The following is a 16,648-nucleotide window of genomic DNA, read 5'->3' on the forward strand; positions in this document are numbered from 1 at the left end:
TCGGCGCTTCCCGATACGCTTTCGTGCGCTGCGGTCGTGCGCCCGGCCACGCCCGTGCGATTCGCGCAGCGCGTTTCCTTCGCATGACCGCATCCGCTTCGCCCGACACTGCACTCCGCCCGCTGCCGATCGATACGCTGACCGTGCCGGCCGCGCTCGACGGACGCTCAGGCACCAATCGGTCGGGCAGCGCGCATCCGCAGATCGCCGCGACCAACGACCTCGACGCCGTGCGTGCGTGGCTCGCGCGCTTCGTCGATACGCCGACCACGTTCCAGAACTACCGCAAGGAAGCCGAACGCCTGCTGCTGTGGGCCGTGATCGCATGCGGCAAGCCGCTGTCGTCGCTCACGCACGAGGATCTCGTCGTGTACCGGCAGTTCCTGCTCGCGCCCGCGCCGGCCGAGCTATGGTGCGCGAACGGCGGCCGCAAGCATCCGCGCGACGATCCGCGCTGGCGGCCGTTTTACGGGCCGCTGTCGGCAGCGAGCCAGCGGCAGGCGCTGGTGATCCTGAACGTGATGTTCTCGTGGCTCGTGCAGGCCGGCTATCTGGCCGGCAACCCGCTCGCGTTGTCGCGTCAGCGGCAGCGCCGGCCCGCGCCGCGCGTCACGCGCCATCTCGGGCAGCCGTTGTGGCAATCGGTGAAGGATGCGATCGCCGCGATGCCGCGCGACGATGCACGCGCATGCTTCCATGCGGATCGCGCGCGGTGGCTCTTCACGCTGCTGTATCTCGGCGGGCTGCGCATCACCGAAGCGGCCGATACGACGATGGGGCAATTTTTCTGCCGGCGCGACGCGAACGGGCACGCGCGCTGGTGGCTCGACGTGACGGGCAAAGGCGGCCGGCAGCGGCTCGTGCCGGCCACCGACGAGATGATGGCCGAGCTGTCGCGCTACCGGCGTGCGCACGGCCTGCCCGCGCTGCCGCTCGACGGCGAACCGACGCCGCTCGTGCTGCCGGTCGGCCAGACGCGCAAGCCGCTCACGCGTGCGGCGCTGCACCGGATCGTGAAGCAGGTGTTCCGGCACGCGGCCGACCGGCTACGTGCGAATGGCGAGGCCGGCGAGCAGGCGGCGCGCGTGCTCGAACAGGCATCCGCGCACTGGTTGCGTCACAGCGCGGGCTCGCACATGGCCGATGGCCGCGTCGACCTGCGGCTCGTGCGCGACAACCTCGGCCATGTATCGCTCACGACGACGAGCCAGTATCTTCACGCGGACGACGACTGGCGCCATCGCGAGACGGAGGAGAAGCACCGGATCGGGTGGGACTAGGGCGTGTTCACGCTAATAACGGGTTTGCGCTGGCCCCGCGAATGAATTTTTCCAAACAGGGGAACGTGCCTTTCCGCCCACATTGCGGCGTCGTGCGTCGCTTGTTTGGCACGGCCAAACGGCGCTCCTTACTCCTTGCACTGCGGGCGGAAAGGCACGTTCGCAAACCCGTTATTAGCGTGAACACGCCCTAGGCTGCGTTGCGCCGCTCAGCGTACGAGGTCGAGCCCGCCGAGACCGCCGTTGCTGCGGCACTTCGCACGATCGCTTGTGGCCGGCACGTCGATCTCGCCGCACAGCAGCACGTCGATGCGCTTGCCGTGTCAGTACACGGCCACCCAATGCCCCGGCACCCACGCCCAGTGATTGCCGGCCCACCGGTAATGCCCCTTCGCCCAGCGATAGCCGGGTGCGGGCGACGGCGGCGCCACCTCGACGACGGGCGCGGGCTGCGGCGGCCGCACGGGCTCGACTACGCAGGCGGACATCAGCACGGCACTCGCACTCACCAGCACGGCCAGCGAAACGGATTGGATCTTCAATGTCGATTCTCCCTGTTGTGTAATAGGTTGAGCGGGCCGCGCGCGGCATGCGCCACGTTACGCGACCCCACGAATCAGGCCGCTCATCGGCCGTGTCGCGCCGCTTTCCGCAAATAACGCGGACGCGGTGCGGCGCGGATCGAGCCGCAGGCTGTCGGCGGCCGCGCCCGCGATCAGCGCGTCGAGCGACGCGGTCGGCTTCAGGTCACGCCCTTCGTACAGGTCGCCCGGCCGCAGCCCCGGCCAGTCCGCGATCACGCGCCCGCCGGCAACCGCGCCGCCCGCGAGCATCGCGACCGACGCCTGCCCGTGGTCGGTGCCCCCCGTGCCGTTCACCGCGGCCGTGCGGCCGAACTCGGTCGCGACCAGCACCGTGGTCTGCTGCCACGCAGGTCCAAGGCCGTCGCGCAGCGCGGCGAGCATCGTGTCGAGCGCCTTCAACTGATTCGCGAGCCGCGCGTTCTGCGCGCTATGGGTATCCCAGCCGCCCGTCTCGATCATCGCGATCCGCGGCCCGTCGTCGCGCGCGAGAAACGTCGCGGCGAGCTTGCCGACGCCGGCCGGGTCCTGCCGTGCATGCGCGTCGCCGGCGAGGCCGCGTGCTTCCATCGCGGATTGCCACAACGGGCCGAGCTGCGCGTCGGCTTCGTAGAGCGCCGACACGCGGGTGAGCAGATCGTCCGGCGCGGCCGGCAAACCGGACGGCGCATACGACGCGGCCTGCACCGTGCCGCGCAGCGCGAGCGGCACGGTGGGCGCGAATGCGATCGCGTTGTCGCGCGTCGCCGGCAGCAGCGCGGCGAGCCGGTTCAGCCAGCCGTCCTTCACCTGGTACGGCGCGCGGCCGCCCGTTTCGAGCACGTTCTGGCCGTCGAAATGCGAGCGGTCGCGATACGGCGACGCAATCGCATGGACGAACAGCGCCTGCCCGTCTCGGTACAACTGCGCGGTCCGCGCGAGCGACGGATGCAGCGCGAACGTGCCGTCGAGTCGCGTCGCGGCCGCCGTGTCGATCGCGAGCGGGCCGCGCAGTGACGCATACGCGGGCTCCGCATACGGGACGACGATGTTCAGGCCGTCGGCTGCGCCGCGCTGGATCACGAACACGAAGCGCCGGTCGGTCTCGACGTTCGCGAACACGATCCGCGGCGCGACGAGGATCGCGCCCGCGCCGGCGGCGGCCACGCGGAGGAATTGTCGGCGGGACAGTGTCATGGTCATCTCCGTTGGAAATCGGGCGACACGAGCAGCAGCGCGAGCGAGGTCGTCGCGCTTTCGGCGCGCGCGACCGCGGTCGCGGTCGGCGCGCTCATCGAACCGGCGAGCAGCGTGTTGCCCAGCGTGCGCGGATCGAGCCGGTCGCCCGTACGCGCGGCCAGACGCTGCGCGATCTCGACGCGGCGCACGAGCGCGTCGGGCGCCGCCCAGCTCGCGGCGACGTCGTCGTAGCCGGCCGGCGAGCCCGGGCGCCACACCGGCTGGCCGAGCTGCGCGAGCAGCGGCGCGGCCTTGAGATCAGCGGTGTCGCGCCAGCCGAGCCCGCGCAGCGTCGATACGGCCCATTCCCACGGCGTCTTGAACTTGCGGTTGACCGGCGACCACGCGTCGGGCGCGTCGACCAGCGCGCGATAGACGGTCGGCAGGTCGCCGCCGCTCGCGTCGAATGCGCGCGCGAGCCGGTCGGTCAGCGCGGGCGGCGGCGTGTCGGCGACGAAATGACGGGCGAGCTGGAACGCGATGTGCCGGCCCGTCGCCTCCGATCGCGCGAGGTCGTGCAGGACCGCGCGCCCCTGCGCTTCGCCCGGTTGATCGTAGGTGCGGCCCATCACCGTGCGTGAACCCGGTTCGTGCAGATTCGCGCGAAACACGAATGCGCCGGGCGCCGCATCGCCCGGTTGCGGCCCGCGGCCGCCGGCGATGCTCCAGCCGGTCAGCGCACGCGCGAATTCCGTCACGTCGGCTTGCGTGTAACCGGTGCGCACGCCGAGCGTATGCAGTTCCATGATCTCGCGGGCGAGGTTTTCGTTGAGCCCGCGCTTCGCCGACGGATTGCGTGCCTGCGCGCGCAGCGCGGCCGGGCTGTCGGGGCCGACCGAGCGCGCCTGATCGAGGAACACCTGCATCGCGGGATGCTGCTCGACGGCGACGAGCATGTCCTCGAAACGGCCGAGCACGTGCGGGCGGATCGCGTCGCGCTCGAACGCGCCCGCGTACGCGGCCACCTGCCCCTTGTCGACCGATACCGCGAAATGGTTCGCCCAGAAATGCACGAGACGCTCGACAAAAGGCGCGGACGTAGTCAGCGCGCTGTTCATGCGCGCGGCGACGGCGCTGCGATACGCGTCGTAGCCGTCGCGGCGAATCGATTGCTCGGTTGCGCGCTTGGCGGTCGGGTCGTCGCTCGTCATCGCGTTGCGGGTGTTCGCGAAGCGCGTGGCGAGCATGATCGCGTCCGGCTCGCTCGCCCATGGGGCGGGCCCTGCGTCGTAGCGGTCGAACTGGGCGAGCAATGCGGCCTTCGGGTCGGCGGGCGGGGCTTCGTCGGCGCGCGCGCCGAGACCGAAGCGGTTCAGCGCGATCGCGGCCGGTGTGGCGTCGTTCGGGTGGTCCATGACGGGCTCTCTTGCGGTGCATACTCACGTTCAACGCAAGCACACCAAGAAATCCGTCGCGGGAAGGGAAATATTTTTTGTGATCGGGGAAACGCCGGGCGAAAGTCTCGCAGCGCGGCGGCGTGCGTTGTCGATGGATAACGACCGCGCGATTCATCGGAAGCGGCACACGCATGACGCGCGAGCAACACGCAGATTGCATGCCGCCCGCGCGCGCGGTGTTTATTCGGCTTACTCGCTCGCCGATGCGTCCGGCTTCTTCTGCAGCCTCGGCGGCAGACGCCAGTTTCCGCTGTGCTGCAAGCCGTCGACGAACTTCACGCGCTCGTCGGGCGTCAGCGTCGCCGCGAAATCGACGACGCTGCGCTCGATCTGCGCCCGCATCGCGGTGTCGGCCGCGCGCGTGCGGTCGAGCGCCGCATCGATCGCCGCCCGATCGAGTTGCGGCGCCGCGAGCAGGTCGAGCACGGTGATCCGGCCGTCGCGCCCTTCCCGCGCGAAATCGCGGCCGCTCTTGCGCGCCGCCTTCAGCGCGGCGGCGAACTCGCGCTGCCGCGCATCGGGCAATTCATCCGCGGCGAAACGCAACGCGGTGCGCGATGCGGGCGTGCCGGCCGCGTGCAGGTCGCGATGGGTCGAGAACCACTGATACGCGCCGCCGCCGATCGCACCGAGCATGAACACGTTCAGCACGACCGAGCCGATGAGGGTGAATTTCCAGCCGCGTTCGGTCATTCGTCGGCTCCGTCGATGCTCGGGCCGCCGAACGTCGTCGTCAGGTAGCCCGGTTCGTGTTGCGCGATCGGCGCGCTGCCGAGCATCAGCATCGACACGGCCACCGCACCGGCCAGCGCGCCGGCCAGCCCGACGCCTGCGAACGCGGCGCCCGACCACCACACGCGGCCGCGGCGGCGCGCGCGTTGCGGCGGCGGCGCCGTCGCGACGATACGTTCGACCAGCGCCGGCGCGGGCGGCGCCACCGTATCCTGCATCAGCCACGCGTCGAGCTCGGCGGCCTCGTCGAGCGCGTTCAGTGCGTCGCGCGGATGCGCGTGCGCCCACGCTTCGGCCGCCGCGCGTTCGGCTTGCGGCCAGCGCCGCGCGTCCGAGCCATACGCGGCGACGATGGTACGAAATCGTTCGGGTGTCATCGCTTGTCCTCGCTAGGTGGGTCGCCGGCCAGTTGCGCGCGCAGGTTGCGCCGCGCACGGGCGAGCAGGCTTTCCAGCGCATCGACGGTGATGCCCATCAGGTTGGCCGCTTCCCCATTCGACATTTCCTGATAGTACTGGAGCACCAGCGCTTCCCGCTGCCTCGGCGGCAACGCGGCCAGCGCCTGCCGCACGCGCGCGTCGCGCGAACGCAGTTCCGCATGCACGGCCGGCTCCGGCTGCGTGTCGGGCACGTCGGGCAGCGTGTCGCCGGGCTCCTCGCGCCGGCTGCGCAACCGGTCGTAGCACAGGTTCAGCACGACGCGATGCAGCCACGTGTCGAAGCGGGCTTCGCCTTCACGCCAGCGCGGCGCCTGGTTCCAGATTCGCAAGAACGTCTCCTGCGCGACGTCCTCGGCTTCGTTCCGGTCGCCGAGCATGCGCGTCGCCAATGCGAGCAGCCGCGGCAGCTTGCGTGCGACAAGCACGCGCACCGCCGATGCATCGCGTGCGCCGACGCGCGCGACGAGTTCCGCGTCCGGATCGCGGTCGCCGCGATCGTTCAACGCCGCCTGCTCCGTTGCGCGGCGCGCGGGCGCCGCATTGTCACGGCAGAAGGACCCGCCGCCCGGCTGAAGCTCATCGTCGTGCTCTCCTTGCATGCGTCGGGCCATCGCCGGACGGCGCCATGCCGACGGTTCCGATGGTTCGGGATCTCCGCGCGCGTCGCGCCAGGCGTCGCACACGGCATCGGCCGTGCCGGTTTCATCGACATCCGGTTCGCGCCGCATGTCGATCCTGTCTGCCGGCCGCGCGACCGTCGGCCGGCGCGCTCAATATACGACGACCGGCGCGGGCCGGTAATACACCGGACGGGCCGGCACCACGACGCAGCCGGCCAGCACGAGGGCCGCGGCCGCCAGTATCACGATGGTTCGAAAAAGCATCGCTTCGACTCATGAGGTTGCATGAAGAATCCGCCGCGCGCGCATCGCTTCGACGCGCGGCGGCGTGCACGTCAGGGCCCGTCAGGCCCAGTGGCCCGGCACCCAGCGCCAGGCCGGGCCGCGCGCCGCCCAATGCCCGGGCACCCAGTGGTAACCGACCCGCACGATCTGCCAGTGGCCCGGAATCCACACGTAACGGCCCTGCCGCCAGTGCCAGTGCCCTTGGTCCCAGACGTAGCCCGCCCGGGGCGCCGGCATCACTTCGACGCGCGGCGGCGGCGGCGCAAAAGGCGCGACGATGACGGCCTGCGCGAATACGGCGGACGTCGCGAACGCAGCCATGCAGCCGGCAGCCCATCGCAATGGAACAGAAAGTTTCATGAAAGACTCCGAAGTAATGGCATTGACCGGAAGCGGTCGTTCATGCGTTAAACGGAGCAGGCGGGAGAAATCCGTCGCGACATCGGCGAATAATTTTCACGGAGGCCGCGCGGCGCGGGGCCCTATGTATCGGCCAGCGCACACGCCGGGTTGCGAACTGTCACAACGCGGCAAAACTGCCCTTCGACAATGCATGCGACCGGGATCCCGCTCGTTTCCGGCCCACGCCCCGGCCGCGCTCGCGCATGGCCGTGCGGCTCCCCTCTCGCGTCCCATCAACGAACACACCGACCATGTCGAACCAGGACACCTCCCCTGATCAGCCGAACGAGCCGGCCGCTTCCGTGTCGCGTCGCGGCTTCCTGAAACTCGCGGGCGTCTCCGGCCTCGCCACCGCCGCCGGCGGGCTCGCGGCCGCCCGCGCTGCCGCGTCGAATCCGGACGGCACGCCCGAACAGGTTCACCTGACGTGGGGCAACGACCCGACGTCCGAAGTCGTGATCTCGTGGGCATCGCTCGCCGCGGCCGTCAATCCGCGCGCGCGCATCGTCGCCGACGGCGAGCCGCCGCGCACCGTGCACGGCGTCCAGCGCCTGTACACCGACGGCCTGAACGGCGAGACCGTGTTTGCGTATCACGCGCGCGTGCACGGGCTGAAGCCCGACACACGCTACCGCTACGAAATCACGGCCGACAACGACAGCAACGCCGCACAGCCGTTCTCCGCGAATTTTTCGACCGCGCCGCGCGGCCGGGCGCCGTTCCGTTTCACGAGCTACGGCGATCTCGCGACGCCGAACGGTGCGTGGGTCCTGTCGTCGCCGCAGAGCCGCTTCGCGGTGCAGGCCGTCGAGCAGTTCCAGCCGCTGTTTCACCTGCTGAACGGCGACCTCTGCTACGCGAACCTGAACCCCGCGCACCAGCCCGAGGTGTGGCGCGATTTCGGCAACAACAACCAGACGTCGGCCGCGAATCGCCCGTGGATGCCGTGCCCCGGCAATCACGAGATCGAGTTCAACAACGGCCCGCAAGGGCTCGACTCGTACCTCGCACGCTATACGCTGCCGGAAAACGGCACGCATTTCCCGGGCCGCTGGTACAGCTTCCGCGTGAGCTCCGTGCTGTTCGTGTCGCTCGACGCAGACGACGTCGTGTACCAGGATGCCGCCGCGTTCGTCGGCGGCCCCGCGCCGCTCGTGCCGGCCGCGAGCACCGGCCGACCGCCGATCGAGCCCGGCACGTCGTTCTACGTGCGCGGCTACAGCAACGGCGAGCAGACGCGCTGGCTCGAACGCACGCTGCGCCATGCCGCGCATGACGACGACATCGACTGGATCGTCGTGCAGATGCACCAGGACGCGCTCAGTTCGTCGAAGACGGGCAACGGGTCCGACAAGGGCATTCGCGAAGCGTGGCTGCCACTGTTCGACCGTTACGGCGTCGATCTCGTGCTGTGCGGCCACGATCACGACTACGAGCGCAGCTACCCGGTGCGCGGCTGCAATCACCGCGCGGGCGTCGACGCGAAGACCGGCGAAGTGGTCGAGACGCTGCAGCCGCGCCCGGTCGGCTCGAACGATCCCGACCGCACGAAGTTCGACACGAGCCACGGCACGATCCACCTGATCCTCGGCGGCGGCGGCACCAGCGCGCCGCTCGACGTGTACGGCGAAAACCCGTCGACCGGCTTTGCGCAGGCGAAGGTATTCACGAAGCCGAACCGGCCGGTGCCGGGCACCGCGCCGAACACGTTCGTGCGCCAGCCGGCCGATGCGCTCGAGGATGCGATCTGGTCCGCACGCCGCGATACGGGCACCGGCTACGGGATCGCGGTGTTCGATCACGATCCGGGCAAGCCGGGCGGCCACACGACGATCACGATGCGCTACTACCACGCGCCGGGCGCCGACCAGCACCCGACCGCGCAATACGAGCTGTTCGAGACGATCGAGCTGAGCAAGAAGCGGCGCGAGCGGTGATCGACGCATCGGGCGCCCGCTGCGGTGGGCGCCCGATGCGTTACAGTCGACGGACGGGAAGCACGGCGCGGGTTAGACTGCCCGCCTCGCACACCGGTCCACGCAGATGAGTTTCGAATACCGCATTCACACGCCCCCTTCGGCCGACGCATTCGACGCCATCGCCAATGTGCTGCGACAAGCGCATGGCGACGTCGACATCGACATCGACGTCGATCCACACGAACGACGGCTTGAAATTCGCGATGCGGCCAACGGCTGGCCGCTCATCGATCTGTCGATCGAAGCAGCCGGTTTCCTCCTTGTCACGACGCTGGGCCCGACGCGGAACGCGATGCTCGATTCGATCGGACGTGCGCTGTCGGAAATCGGTGCACCGTGGCGTATCGACGACGCGTGATCGGCTCGCACGACCGAATCGACCGGACACGCCGGTCCGGCTGAATCGCCGCGACGGCTGCGCCCCCGTAAAATGCGCGCTTCCGGCGAAATCTCCGTTTTGTATCGCTGCTCGCGATGACGGCATGCGCGAGCCGACCCGAATCATCCGAAATCGAATCAGCATGTTGAAACAGGCAGCAAACATCAAACGCAAGAACAACGCAACGCTCGTCGGGCTCGGCGCGGTGCTGTTATGGGCGTCGGTGGTCGCGCTCGTGCGCGGGGTCAGCGAAAACCTCGGCGCGACCGGCGGCGCGGCGATGATCTATACGGTGGCGTCCGTGCTTCTGCTGTTTTCGATCGGCTTCCCCGACCTGAGCCGGTTCCCGAAAAACTATCTGCTGTGGGGCGGGCTGCTGTTCGTGTCGTACGAGGTGTGCCTGTCGTTGTCGATCGGCTATGCGAGCAACGCTCGACAAGCGGTCGAAGTCGCGATGGTCAACTATCTGTGGCCGAGCCTCACGCTCGTCGCCGCCATCGTGTTCAACAAGCAGCGCGCGAACCTGCTGGTCGTGCCCGGCGTCCTGCTGTCGATGCTCGGCATCTGCTGGGTGCTCGGCGGCGACCAGGGGCTCGATCCGGCCGGCATGCTGCGCAACGTCGCGGACAATCCGCTGAGCTACGGGCTGGCGTTCTTCGGCGCGCTGATCTGGGCCGCCTATTGCACGGTGACCGCGCGCATCGCCGACGGCAAGAACGGCGTGACGCCGTTCTTCATGCTGGTCGCCGCGGTGCTCTGGATCAAGTTCGCGATCGAAGGCGGTGGCGGCATGACGTTCAGTTTGCGTGCGGTCGCGTATCTCGTGCTGGCGGCGTCGGCACTCGGCTTCGGCTATGCGGCCTGGAACACCGGCATCATGCACGGCAACGTGACGGTCATCGTCGGCGCATCGTACTTCACGCCGGTGCTCGCCGCCGCCCTCGCCGCGACGCTGCTGCACGCGCCGCTGTCGGCGGAATTCTGGCAAGGCGCGTCGATGGTGTGCGGCGGCTCGATCCTTTGCTGGCTCGCGACGCGCGGACGGCGTCGTGACACGACCGAGCCCGTGCCGATCGCCAAGGGAGCGAAGAGCAATTGCCAAGGGTGACGATGCCGGGTGCCGTCGACACAACGCCGGATCGCTGCCGGCGATTCCCGGAACCATTGATCGACGCGCGCTAGCTTCACGATTCCAGCGCGATCCGCACGGCCAGCCCGGCCAGCACCGTGCCCATCAGCCAGCGCTGAACCGCCGCCCAGCGCGGCCGTCCCGCGAGAAAACCCGCGATCGAACCGGCCGCGCACGCGATCAGCGCGTTGACGCTGACGCTCACCGCGATCTGCACGCAGCCGAGCGCCAGCGATTGCGCGAGCACGCTGCCGTGCCCCCGCACGATGAACTGCGGCAGCAACGACAGATACATCACCGCGATCTTCGGGTTCGCGAGGTTCGTGACGAAGCCCATGATGAACAGCCTGACGCGACTGTCGTGCGGCAACTGCCGGACCTGGAACGCGGAGCGCCCGCCCGGCTTCAGCGCCTGCCATGCGAGGTAGGCCAGATACAGCGCGCCGGCCGCGCGCAGCGCATCGTACGCATACGGCACGGTCATCAGCAGCGCGGTGATGCCCACTGCCGCGCACACCATGTAGAACACGAATCCCAGCGCGACACCGCCGAGCGAGACCAGCCCGGCGCGGCGGCCCTGGCAGATCGAGCGCGACACCAGATAGATCATGTTCGGTCCGGGCGTCAGCGCCATGCCGAGCGACACGAGTCCGAACGCAAACAGGATGGGCGGGGCCGGCACGGCACACTCCTTCGGGATCGATGACGAGGTAGGAACAATGTATTGCATCCCGGCCATCGTCAGCATGAATAAACTGCACGTCGCCCATGAGCGCCGTTCATCGCGTTCGCCGCTCGCTATTTGCCCTTTTTCGCGCGCGTCCGGATCGTCTTTTCGGCCTTCGGACGCTGCGCGTCGACGAGCCGCACGAACTCATCGGCAACCGCATTGCCGGCGGTATTCCACGCCAGTCGCACGGAGCGATGCAGCCGTGGCGACAGCGCCAGCACGCGGCCGCCGAACGGCGTGTACGTGAGCGTGATGCGCGGCACGATCGACACGCCCATGCCGGCCTCCGCCATCGACAGGATCGTGCGCATCTCGACGACGTTGAACGCGGCCCGAAGCGGCACGCCGCCGCGCGCGAAGTAATCCGCGATCACCGGCCCGCACCCCGCCTTCGAGAAAATGAACGGCGCCGCGGCCAGTTGCCTGGCCGACACGCTCTTGCGGCTCGCGAACAGATCGTCTGCCGCGACCGCGACGAAATCCTCGTCGAGCAGCGGCAGGTGGTGCGCGAACGTCTTCGTGCCGGCCACCACGCCGACGTCGGCCGTCCCGTCGTCGATCCACCCTTCGACTTCGCTGTCCGTCCCTTCGAGCAGCACCGCCGATACACCCGGGTGCATGTCCTTCAACGCCTCGAGCGCGGGCACGACGAACGCCAGCGACACGCTGGGCAGCGATGCGACCACCAGTTTCCCTTCGAGCTTGCCGCGCGACAGGCTGAACTGCTGGCGCAGCAGTTGCGCTTCCCGCACCACGCTCTGGACATACGGCCACAGGCGTTCGCCGGCCGCCGTCAGGACGACCGGTTGCCGGTCGCGCCAGAGCAGCTTGACCTGCGTGATGTCCTCCAGCTCCGTCAGCGCGTGGCTGATCGCGGATTGACTGCGGCTGAGCCGGTCTGCCGCGGCCGTCAGCGAGCCGAGTTCGACCACGGCGGCCAGGGCCTGCAACTGGGCAAGCGTCATCGGATTTCCTTTCGTTCGGGGATATGCACGCCGCGCATGAGGCGGCCAGTTCTGTTGAATTATATTGAACCGGTTCGATGGTCATACGTCGGGCGCGAGCGGGATCGCACACGGGTTCCGAAAGCTGCGACGCGCCTGTACCGCGGGCCGTCGACCGCCCAGCGCGTCATCCGGCCGGCGCCACGCCCTGCTCCATTCCCGAAGACGCGTTAGACTATTCGGATGGAACAATGTCGTTATTGCCAGAGAATCCGCGATGAATGGGATTGCCACGGCGACGAATGCCGCCGCGCGATCGCCAAGGCGCTGCGCCGACAGCGCGCGGGCCTGCCGATGGTGCCCGATCGCATCCGCAACGAGTTGCCGTCCGGCGCGCCGACCCAGCAGGTAATCGCCGTCCTGTCGCGCCAGCGCCTGCGCGCGCGCCGCGGTAACGAGGAACGTCGCGAGCGCAAGGAAATCGACGACGACGGGGTCTGATCCGGCAGCGCTGTCGCCCTGCGGTTCCACCGTGAGCTCTTCGCCCCGTCGTTTACCGTCCGGCGCGGGCCCCAGCCCCCGCCCCCACTTCTCCCGCGATTGCTTGCCATTCTCGCAATACAGCATGGGGACGGATCGCGTTTGCGTCGAATTATTACCCGTAAAGCAACGATCTTTCGCTGAAAGTCACGTTTACCCTAGGTGAGCCGACGCCTACGATGTAATCAACCGCTGACGACATGGTGTCGAACGCGGAAAGCCAATAAACATCGGAGGTCATCATGAAATCGCTCGTTTCCGCAGTCGTTGCCGCCGTCGCCCTGTCCGCCTCGTTCGGCGCATTCGCGCAAAGCACCGTGACCCGCGCCCAAGTGCGCAACGAACTGGTCCAGCTCGAAAAGGCCGGCTACAAGCCCAGCCAGGCGAGCCCGCACTACCCGGCCGACCTCGAGGCCGCGCAAGCCCGCGTGCAGGGCATCGACAACAGCGGCTTCGGTGCGCAGCCCGCCGCGACCGTCGAAGGCGGCGCACCGGTCGGCCGCGCACACAGCCCGCGCGACTCGGTCTACTTCGGCCACTAAGCGTGCCGCTGCGCGCCTTGCGCGTGCAGCCCGCGCCCGTGACGAGCCCGTCCCGCGACGGGCTCGTCGCGTTTCGCCCCGCCGTCAGCCGCTGCTGCTCGATGCGGCACGGTCGGTCCCGTCGGGCACGCCGCCGCGGACCAGATCCTGATAGCGCACGCACACGCACTGCGTGGAGGCCTTCGCCGCGTACATCGCCGCGTCGGCCTTGACGAGCAGCTCCTCGGCCGATGCGCCGTCCGCGGGAAACTCGCTGACGCCGATGCTCGCGCCGACGGCCATGCGCCCTTCGTCGAACTCCAGCTCCTCGGCCATCACGATCTGGATGCGCGTCGCGACATCGCCGATCACCGCCGGTGAATGCACGTCCGAAATCAGCACGATGAATTCGTCGCCGCCGAGCCGTGCAGCCATGTCGTCGCCGCGCAGCACCTGGCTCAACCGCTTCGCGACCGCGACGAGCGTGCGATCGCCGGCCGAGTGGCCGTGCTGGTCGTTGATCTGCTTGAAGCGATCGAGATCGACGAACATCACCGCCAGCCCCTCGCGCGCCGCGGCCGCATGCCGGATCGCCGCATCGAGATGCTCCATGAACAGCAGGCGGTTCGGCAGGCCGGTCAGCGGGTCGTGACCGGCGAGATGCGTGAGCTCCTGCTGCTTCGCGCGCAGCATCGCCATTTGCGTGCGGATCTCGACGCGCATGCTGTCGAAACAACGCGCGAGCACGCCGATCTCGTCGGCCCGCGCGACCGGCAGCCGTTCGGCAGCCGAATCGTCGAACACGTGCGTCGCCGCGCGCGCGAGCGCCTGCAGCGGCCGCGTGATCGCACGCGCGAACAGGATCGCGAGAATCACCGCCAGCACGCTCGACACGAGCACCATCCTGACGATCCGTTCGCCCAGCATGCCGTCCGGCGCGAGCACGTCGGCCAGCGGGCGCGCCATCCCGAGCACGACGAAGCGGCTGCCCTCGTCGTGCCCGAACGGCGTGCGCACGAACGCGAACATCTGGCCCGGCGCCTGATCGGGCTGCGCGAGTCCATTGAGCGTCACGTTCGTGCGCCCGCCGTCGAACAGCACGCGCGTGACGGCAAAACGGTCCTGCATCAGCACGCGCCGGCCGCGATCGAAACCGAACGCCTGTTCCGGATCGGGATGCACGAGAAAATCGCCCCACTCGTTCGCGAGATAGACCGCATAGTCGTCCGGCAGATCGCGTTCGATCCGGTCGAACACCCGGGAAAGTTCGACATCGACGACGAGCGCGCCGACCGTCTGGCCCGACGCGTCGACCACCGGCGTCCCGACGCGCAGGATCGGCAGCCCTTGCGCCGCATGAGATCCCGTCTCGTGATTGATCACGATCGGCGACAGGTAGATATGGCCGGGCGCCGTCGCGAGCGTATCGAATACGTAGGAGAACTGCCCTTTCTCCTGAAACGCGCTTTCGGGCAGCACGACGATGCCGCGCGCATCGCGATCCACGTGAATGCGTTCGATCCCGAAATGCCCGCTTGCGATCAGGCGGATCTGCAAGTATTCCGCATGATTTCTCATGAAGCTGTAATACACCTGCTCGAGCCGCATGCGTCGCGCGTTGTCCGCATTGTCGCCGCCCGCGACGGCCGCGGACGACGGCAACTGCGCGAGCACGAGCGCGTCGTCCGCAACGTCGGCGAGCGCGGTCGTGAAGCGCTGCCCGAGCAGTTGCGTCGACATCAGCAGACTGTGCTGCGCTTCCTGCACGAGCATCGCGCGGTTGGCGCGATACGCGTAGTAGCCGGTCGTGCCCGACGCGATCACGCCGATGCACGCGAACAGCACCGACAGCTTCGACGTGAGCCCGAGCCGGATCATTTTGCGAACCGCTCCGGCCGATCGCCCGACACGATGCGGCTCCACAGCGACTCGCGGCGCGCGATGTCCTCCACGGGCTGAAGCCACACGAGATGCTGGCGCCCGGTATCCAGGCCGCGCGGCTCGAGCGTGTTCGCGAGCCCCTGACGCTCAGTCAGCAGCGTGCCGATCGCCGGTTCGAGCATGTAGTTGATCCACGCGAAGGCAAGCTCCGGCCGTCGCGCGCCTCGCGTGACGGCCCAGCAATCGAGCCACGCGAGCGCGCCTTCGTCCGGGATCACGTAGCCGACGTCCGCGCCGGCGCGACGCAACTGCTCGACCTGCTGCGTGCCGTAGTTGCCGAACATCAGCGCCGCGCGATGCTGGATGAACAGCGCGGTCGCTTCCTCGGGAAGCGTGTAGTACGTCAGCAGGTTGCGGCGCAAGTCGATCAGCTTGCGGGCCACGGCAAGCGTCTGCGCGGGCGACAGGCGGAACGGATCGGGATAGCCGAGCGCCAGCGCCGTGAACGAGAAATTGTGCTGCGCGCTGTTGAAGTCGAGCACCTTGCCGCGATAGCGCGGGTTCCACAACTCGCGCATCGAGCGCGGCGCGGCCGGCACCTGCTTGCGGTCGTAGATCAGTCCCATCGACGAATACGTGAACGGGATCGCGTAGGACGCGCCGTCCTGCACGAGGCCGCCGATCGTCGCGAGCTGCTGGAAATTCGGCAATTGCCGCCGCCGGTTCGGGATATGCGTCAGGTCGATCGGCGCGAGCAGGCGTTCATGCGCATAGCGCTGGATCTCGGCCGTGTTCGCGGCCAGCACGTCGTATGGCGGCGGCGACGCGCTGTGCATCCGCGTCCACAGCGCTTCGTCGGAATCGACCAGCGTCACTTCGACACGCACATGAAACTGCGTCTCGAATGCGCTGACGATATCGCTATCCGCGTAACCGGGCCAGGCCAGCACGCGCAGCACGTTGTCGTTGACGGTTTCGGGAGAGACGGCGAAGGCCGGCAGAGCGGGCGCGAGCCAGCCCAGCATCGATATGACGAGCAGCATGCGCACGGCGCCGCGGGCGCGCGCGCATGCGCCGATTCCCCTGATCAATCGGACCCCGCGTGAATCGCCCGCCTGCATCCGACTGTCCTTTTTTGAGTCGATGCGATATCCCGCAACGAGACCATAAAACGCAGGGTCACGCAATCGGAACAAGCCGCACATCGCGCATATTCGCGGGCCTCACGGCCGAACGTCCCCCAATTACAGGGGCCCGTGTGGGGGTCGCGCCGACGCCCGCGCACGTCGCATCGCGCGGCGGCATCCGGAACTGCGCGGGCAATTTCGCGGGCATCTTCATCACGACCTTCACCGACGTGATGCTGTCGATCGCGACAGGCTCGTTCGTGGCGCCGCTCGCGGTGGCCGGCGGGCTGTGCGTCGTCGTGGTCGGCAAGGTCGAGCCGGTGCCGCCGCCGCCGCGCGGCAGCGGCGGGCCGATTGCCGAGCCGAACGCGGCCTGACGCAGCGGGACGGCGCGGCCGACACACCCGCGCCTTTCCTTTTCAGGCCGCGCATCGGACAATGTGCCGCGCCCGCCGGCGCGGCG

The 16,648-nt window shown here is 68.7% G+C and carries 17 protein-coding genes and 1 pseudogene; 7 read left to right on the plus strand and 11 right to left on the minus strand.

Annotated elements, in window-relative coordinates:
* The first annotated feature begins 83 nt into the window (after positions 1-83).
* Positions 84-1,280: a tyrosine-type recombinase/integrase gene (locus tag GJG85_RS19155; RefSeq protein ID WP_089489399.1), complete on the plus strand. Its 1,197-nt coding sequence runs from the start codon at positions 84-86 to the stop codon at positions 1,278-1,280.
* A gap of 323 nt (positions 1,281-1,603) precedes the next feature.
* Here GJG85_RS19155 and GJG85_RS19160 read toward each other — a convergent pair whose 3' ends face one another.
* The 7 genes from GJG85_RS19160 to GJG85_RS19190 all read right to left on the minus strand — a co-directional run bounded on the left by GJG85_RS19160 (position 1,604) and on the right by GJG85_RS19190 (position 6,913).
* Positions 1,604-1,822, minus strand: a complete 219-nt coding sequence (locus tag GJG85_RS19160) for a YXWGXW repeat-containing protein (RefSeq protein WP_089489400.1) — start codon at positions 1,820-1,822, stop codon at positions 1,604-1,606.
* A gap of 57 nt (positions 1,823-1,879) precedes the next feature.
* Positions 1,880-3,043: a DUF1501 domain-containing protein gene (locus GJG85_RS19165; RefSeq protein WP_179233169.1), complete on the minus strand. Its 1,164-nt coding sequence runs from the start codon at positions 3,041-3,043 to the stop codon at positions 1,880-1,882.
* Positions 3,040-4,434, minus strand: coding sequence for a DUF1800 domain-containing protein (locus GJG85_RS19170; protein WP_050012704.1), 1,395 nt, complete (start codon positions 4,432-4,434; stop codon positions 3,040-3,042). Before GJG85_RS19170 ends, GJG85_RS19165 begins: the two co-directional genes overlap by 4 nt.
* Before the next feature lie 231 nt (positions 4,435-4,665).
* Positions 4,666-5,169: a periplasmic heavy metal sensor gene (locus GJG85_RS19175; protein WP_050012705.1), complete on the minus strand. Its 504-nt coding sequence runs from the start codon at positions 5,167-5,169 to the stop codon at positions 4,666-4,668.
* A complete protein-coding gene (locus GJG85_RS19180; RefSeq protein WP_050012706.1) occupies positions 5,166-5,585 on the minus strand; it encodes a hypothetical protein in 420 nt (139 codons plus the stop codon). Before GJG85_RS19180 ends, GJG85_RS19175 begins: the two co-directional genes overlap by 4 nt.
* On the minus strand, positions 5,582-6,376 hold the full coding sequence (locus GJG85_RS19185; RefSeq protein ID WP_080334195.1) for an RNA polymerase sigma factor: 795 nt from the start codon (positions 6,374-6,376) through the stop codon (positions 5,582-5,584). The genes GJG85_RS19180 and GJG85_RS19185 overlap by 4 nt, the downstream gene beginning before the upstream one ends.
* A gap of 237 nt (positions 6,377-6,613) precedes the next feature.
* Positions 6,614-6,913 carry a YXWGXW repeat-containing protein gene (locus tag GJG85_RS19190; RefSeq protein WP_050012707.1) on the minus strand — a complete coding sequence of 100 codons (300 nt, stop codon included), beginning with the start codon at positions 6,911-6,913 and terminating at the stop codon, positions 6,614-6,616.
* A gap of 293 nt (positions 6,914-7,206) precedes the next feature.
* On the opposite strand from GJG85_RS19190, the gene GJG85_RS19195 reads away from it, so the two are divergent.
* The 3 genes from GJG85_RS19195 to yddG all read left to right on the plus strand — a co-directional run bounded on the left by GJG85_RS19195 (position 7,207) and on the right by yddG (position 10,421).
* Positions 7,207-8,892, plus strand: coding sequence for a metallophosphoesterase family protein (locus GJG85_RS19195; protein WP_050012708.1), 1,686 nt, complete (start codon positions 7,207-7,209; stop codon positions 8,890-8,892).
* A gap of 106 nt (positions 8,893-8,998) precedes the next feature.
* Positions 8,999-9,292: a hypothetical protein gene (locus GJG85_RS19200; protein ID WP_050012709.1), complete on the plus strand. Its 294-nt coding sequence runs from the start codon at positions 8,999-9,001 to the stop codon at positions 9,290-9,292.
* Positions 9,293-9,476: 184 nt separating this feature from the next.
* A complete protein-coding gene (gene yddG / locus GJG85_RS19205; RefSeq protein WP_143328916.1) occupies positions 9,477-10,421 on the plus strand; it encodes an aromatic amino acid DMT transporter YddG in 945 nt (314 codons plus the stop codon).
* Positions 10,422-10,497: 76 nt separating this feature from the next.
* Here yddG and GJG85_RS19210 read toward each other — a convergent pair whose 3' ends face one another.
* Positions 10,498-11,124, minus strand: coding sequence for a LysE family translocator (locus GJG85_RS19210; RefSeq protein WP_050012711.1), 627 nt, complete (start codon positions 11,122-11,124; stop codon positions 10,498-10,500).
* A 116-nt stretch (positions 11,125-11,240) separates the two neighbouring features.
* Positions 11,241-12,137 carry a LysR family transcriptional regulator gene (locus GJG85_RS19215; protein ID WP_050012712.1) on the minus strand — a complete coding sequence of 299 codons (897 nt, stop codon included), beginning with the start codon at positions 12,135-12,137 and terminating at the stop codon, positions 11,241-11,243.
* A 222-nt stretch (positions 12,138-12,359) separates the two neighbouring features.
* On the opposite strand from GJG85_RS19215, the gene GJG85_RS19220 reads away from it, so the two are divergent.
* Positions 12,360-12,617 carry a hypothetical protein gene (locus GJG85_RS19220; RefSeq protein ID WP_006478949.1) on the plus strand — a complete coding sequence of 86 codons (258 nt, stop codon included), beginning with the start codon at positions 12,360-12,362 and terminating at the stop codon, positions 12,615-12,617.
* 281 nt (positions 12,618-12,898) lie between these two features.
* A complete protein-coding gene (locus GJG85_RS19225; RefSeq protein WP_050012713.1) occupies positions 12,899-13,198 on the plus strand; it encodes a DUF4148 domain-containing protein in 300 nt (99 codons plus the stop codon).
* Positions 13,199-13,282: 84 nt separating this feature from the next.
* Here the strand turns inward: GJG85_RS19225 and GJG85_RS19230 are convergent, their stop codons facing one another.
* Both GJG85_RS19230 and GJG85_RS19235 read right to left on the minus strand, forming a co-directional pair.
* On the minus strand, positions 13,283-15,055 hold the full coding sequence (locus GJG85_RS19230) for a GGDEF domain-containing protein (RefSeq protein ID WP_050012714.1): 1,773 nt from the start codon (positions 15,053-15,055) through the stop codon (positions 13,283-13,285).
* Positions 15,052-16,179 carry an extracellular solute-binding protein gene (locus tag GJG85_RS19235; RefSeq protein WP_050012715.1) on the minus strand — a complete coding sequence of 376 codons (1,128 nt, stop codon included), beginning with the start codon at positions 16,177-16,179 and terminating at the stop codon, positions 15,052-15,054. The genes GJG85_RS19230 and GJG85_RS19235 overlap by 4 nt, the downstream gene beginning before the upstream one ends.
* Positions 16,180-16,316: 137 nt before the next feature.
* Between GJG85_RS19235 and GJG85_RS19240 the strand changes: the two are divergent.
* Positions 16,317-16,562, plus strand: a pseudogene (locus GJG85_RS19240) (MFS transporter); the annotation flags it as partial.
* Positions 16,563-16,648: the final 86 nt, after the last annotated feature.

Origin of the sequence: Burkholderia sp. MS389 (assembly GCF_016899425.1) — a bacterium.
Taxonomy (GTDB): Bacteria; Pseudomonadota; Gammaproteobacteria; order Burkholderiales; family Burkholderiaceae; genus Burkholderia; species Burkholderia sola.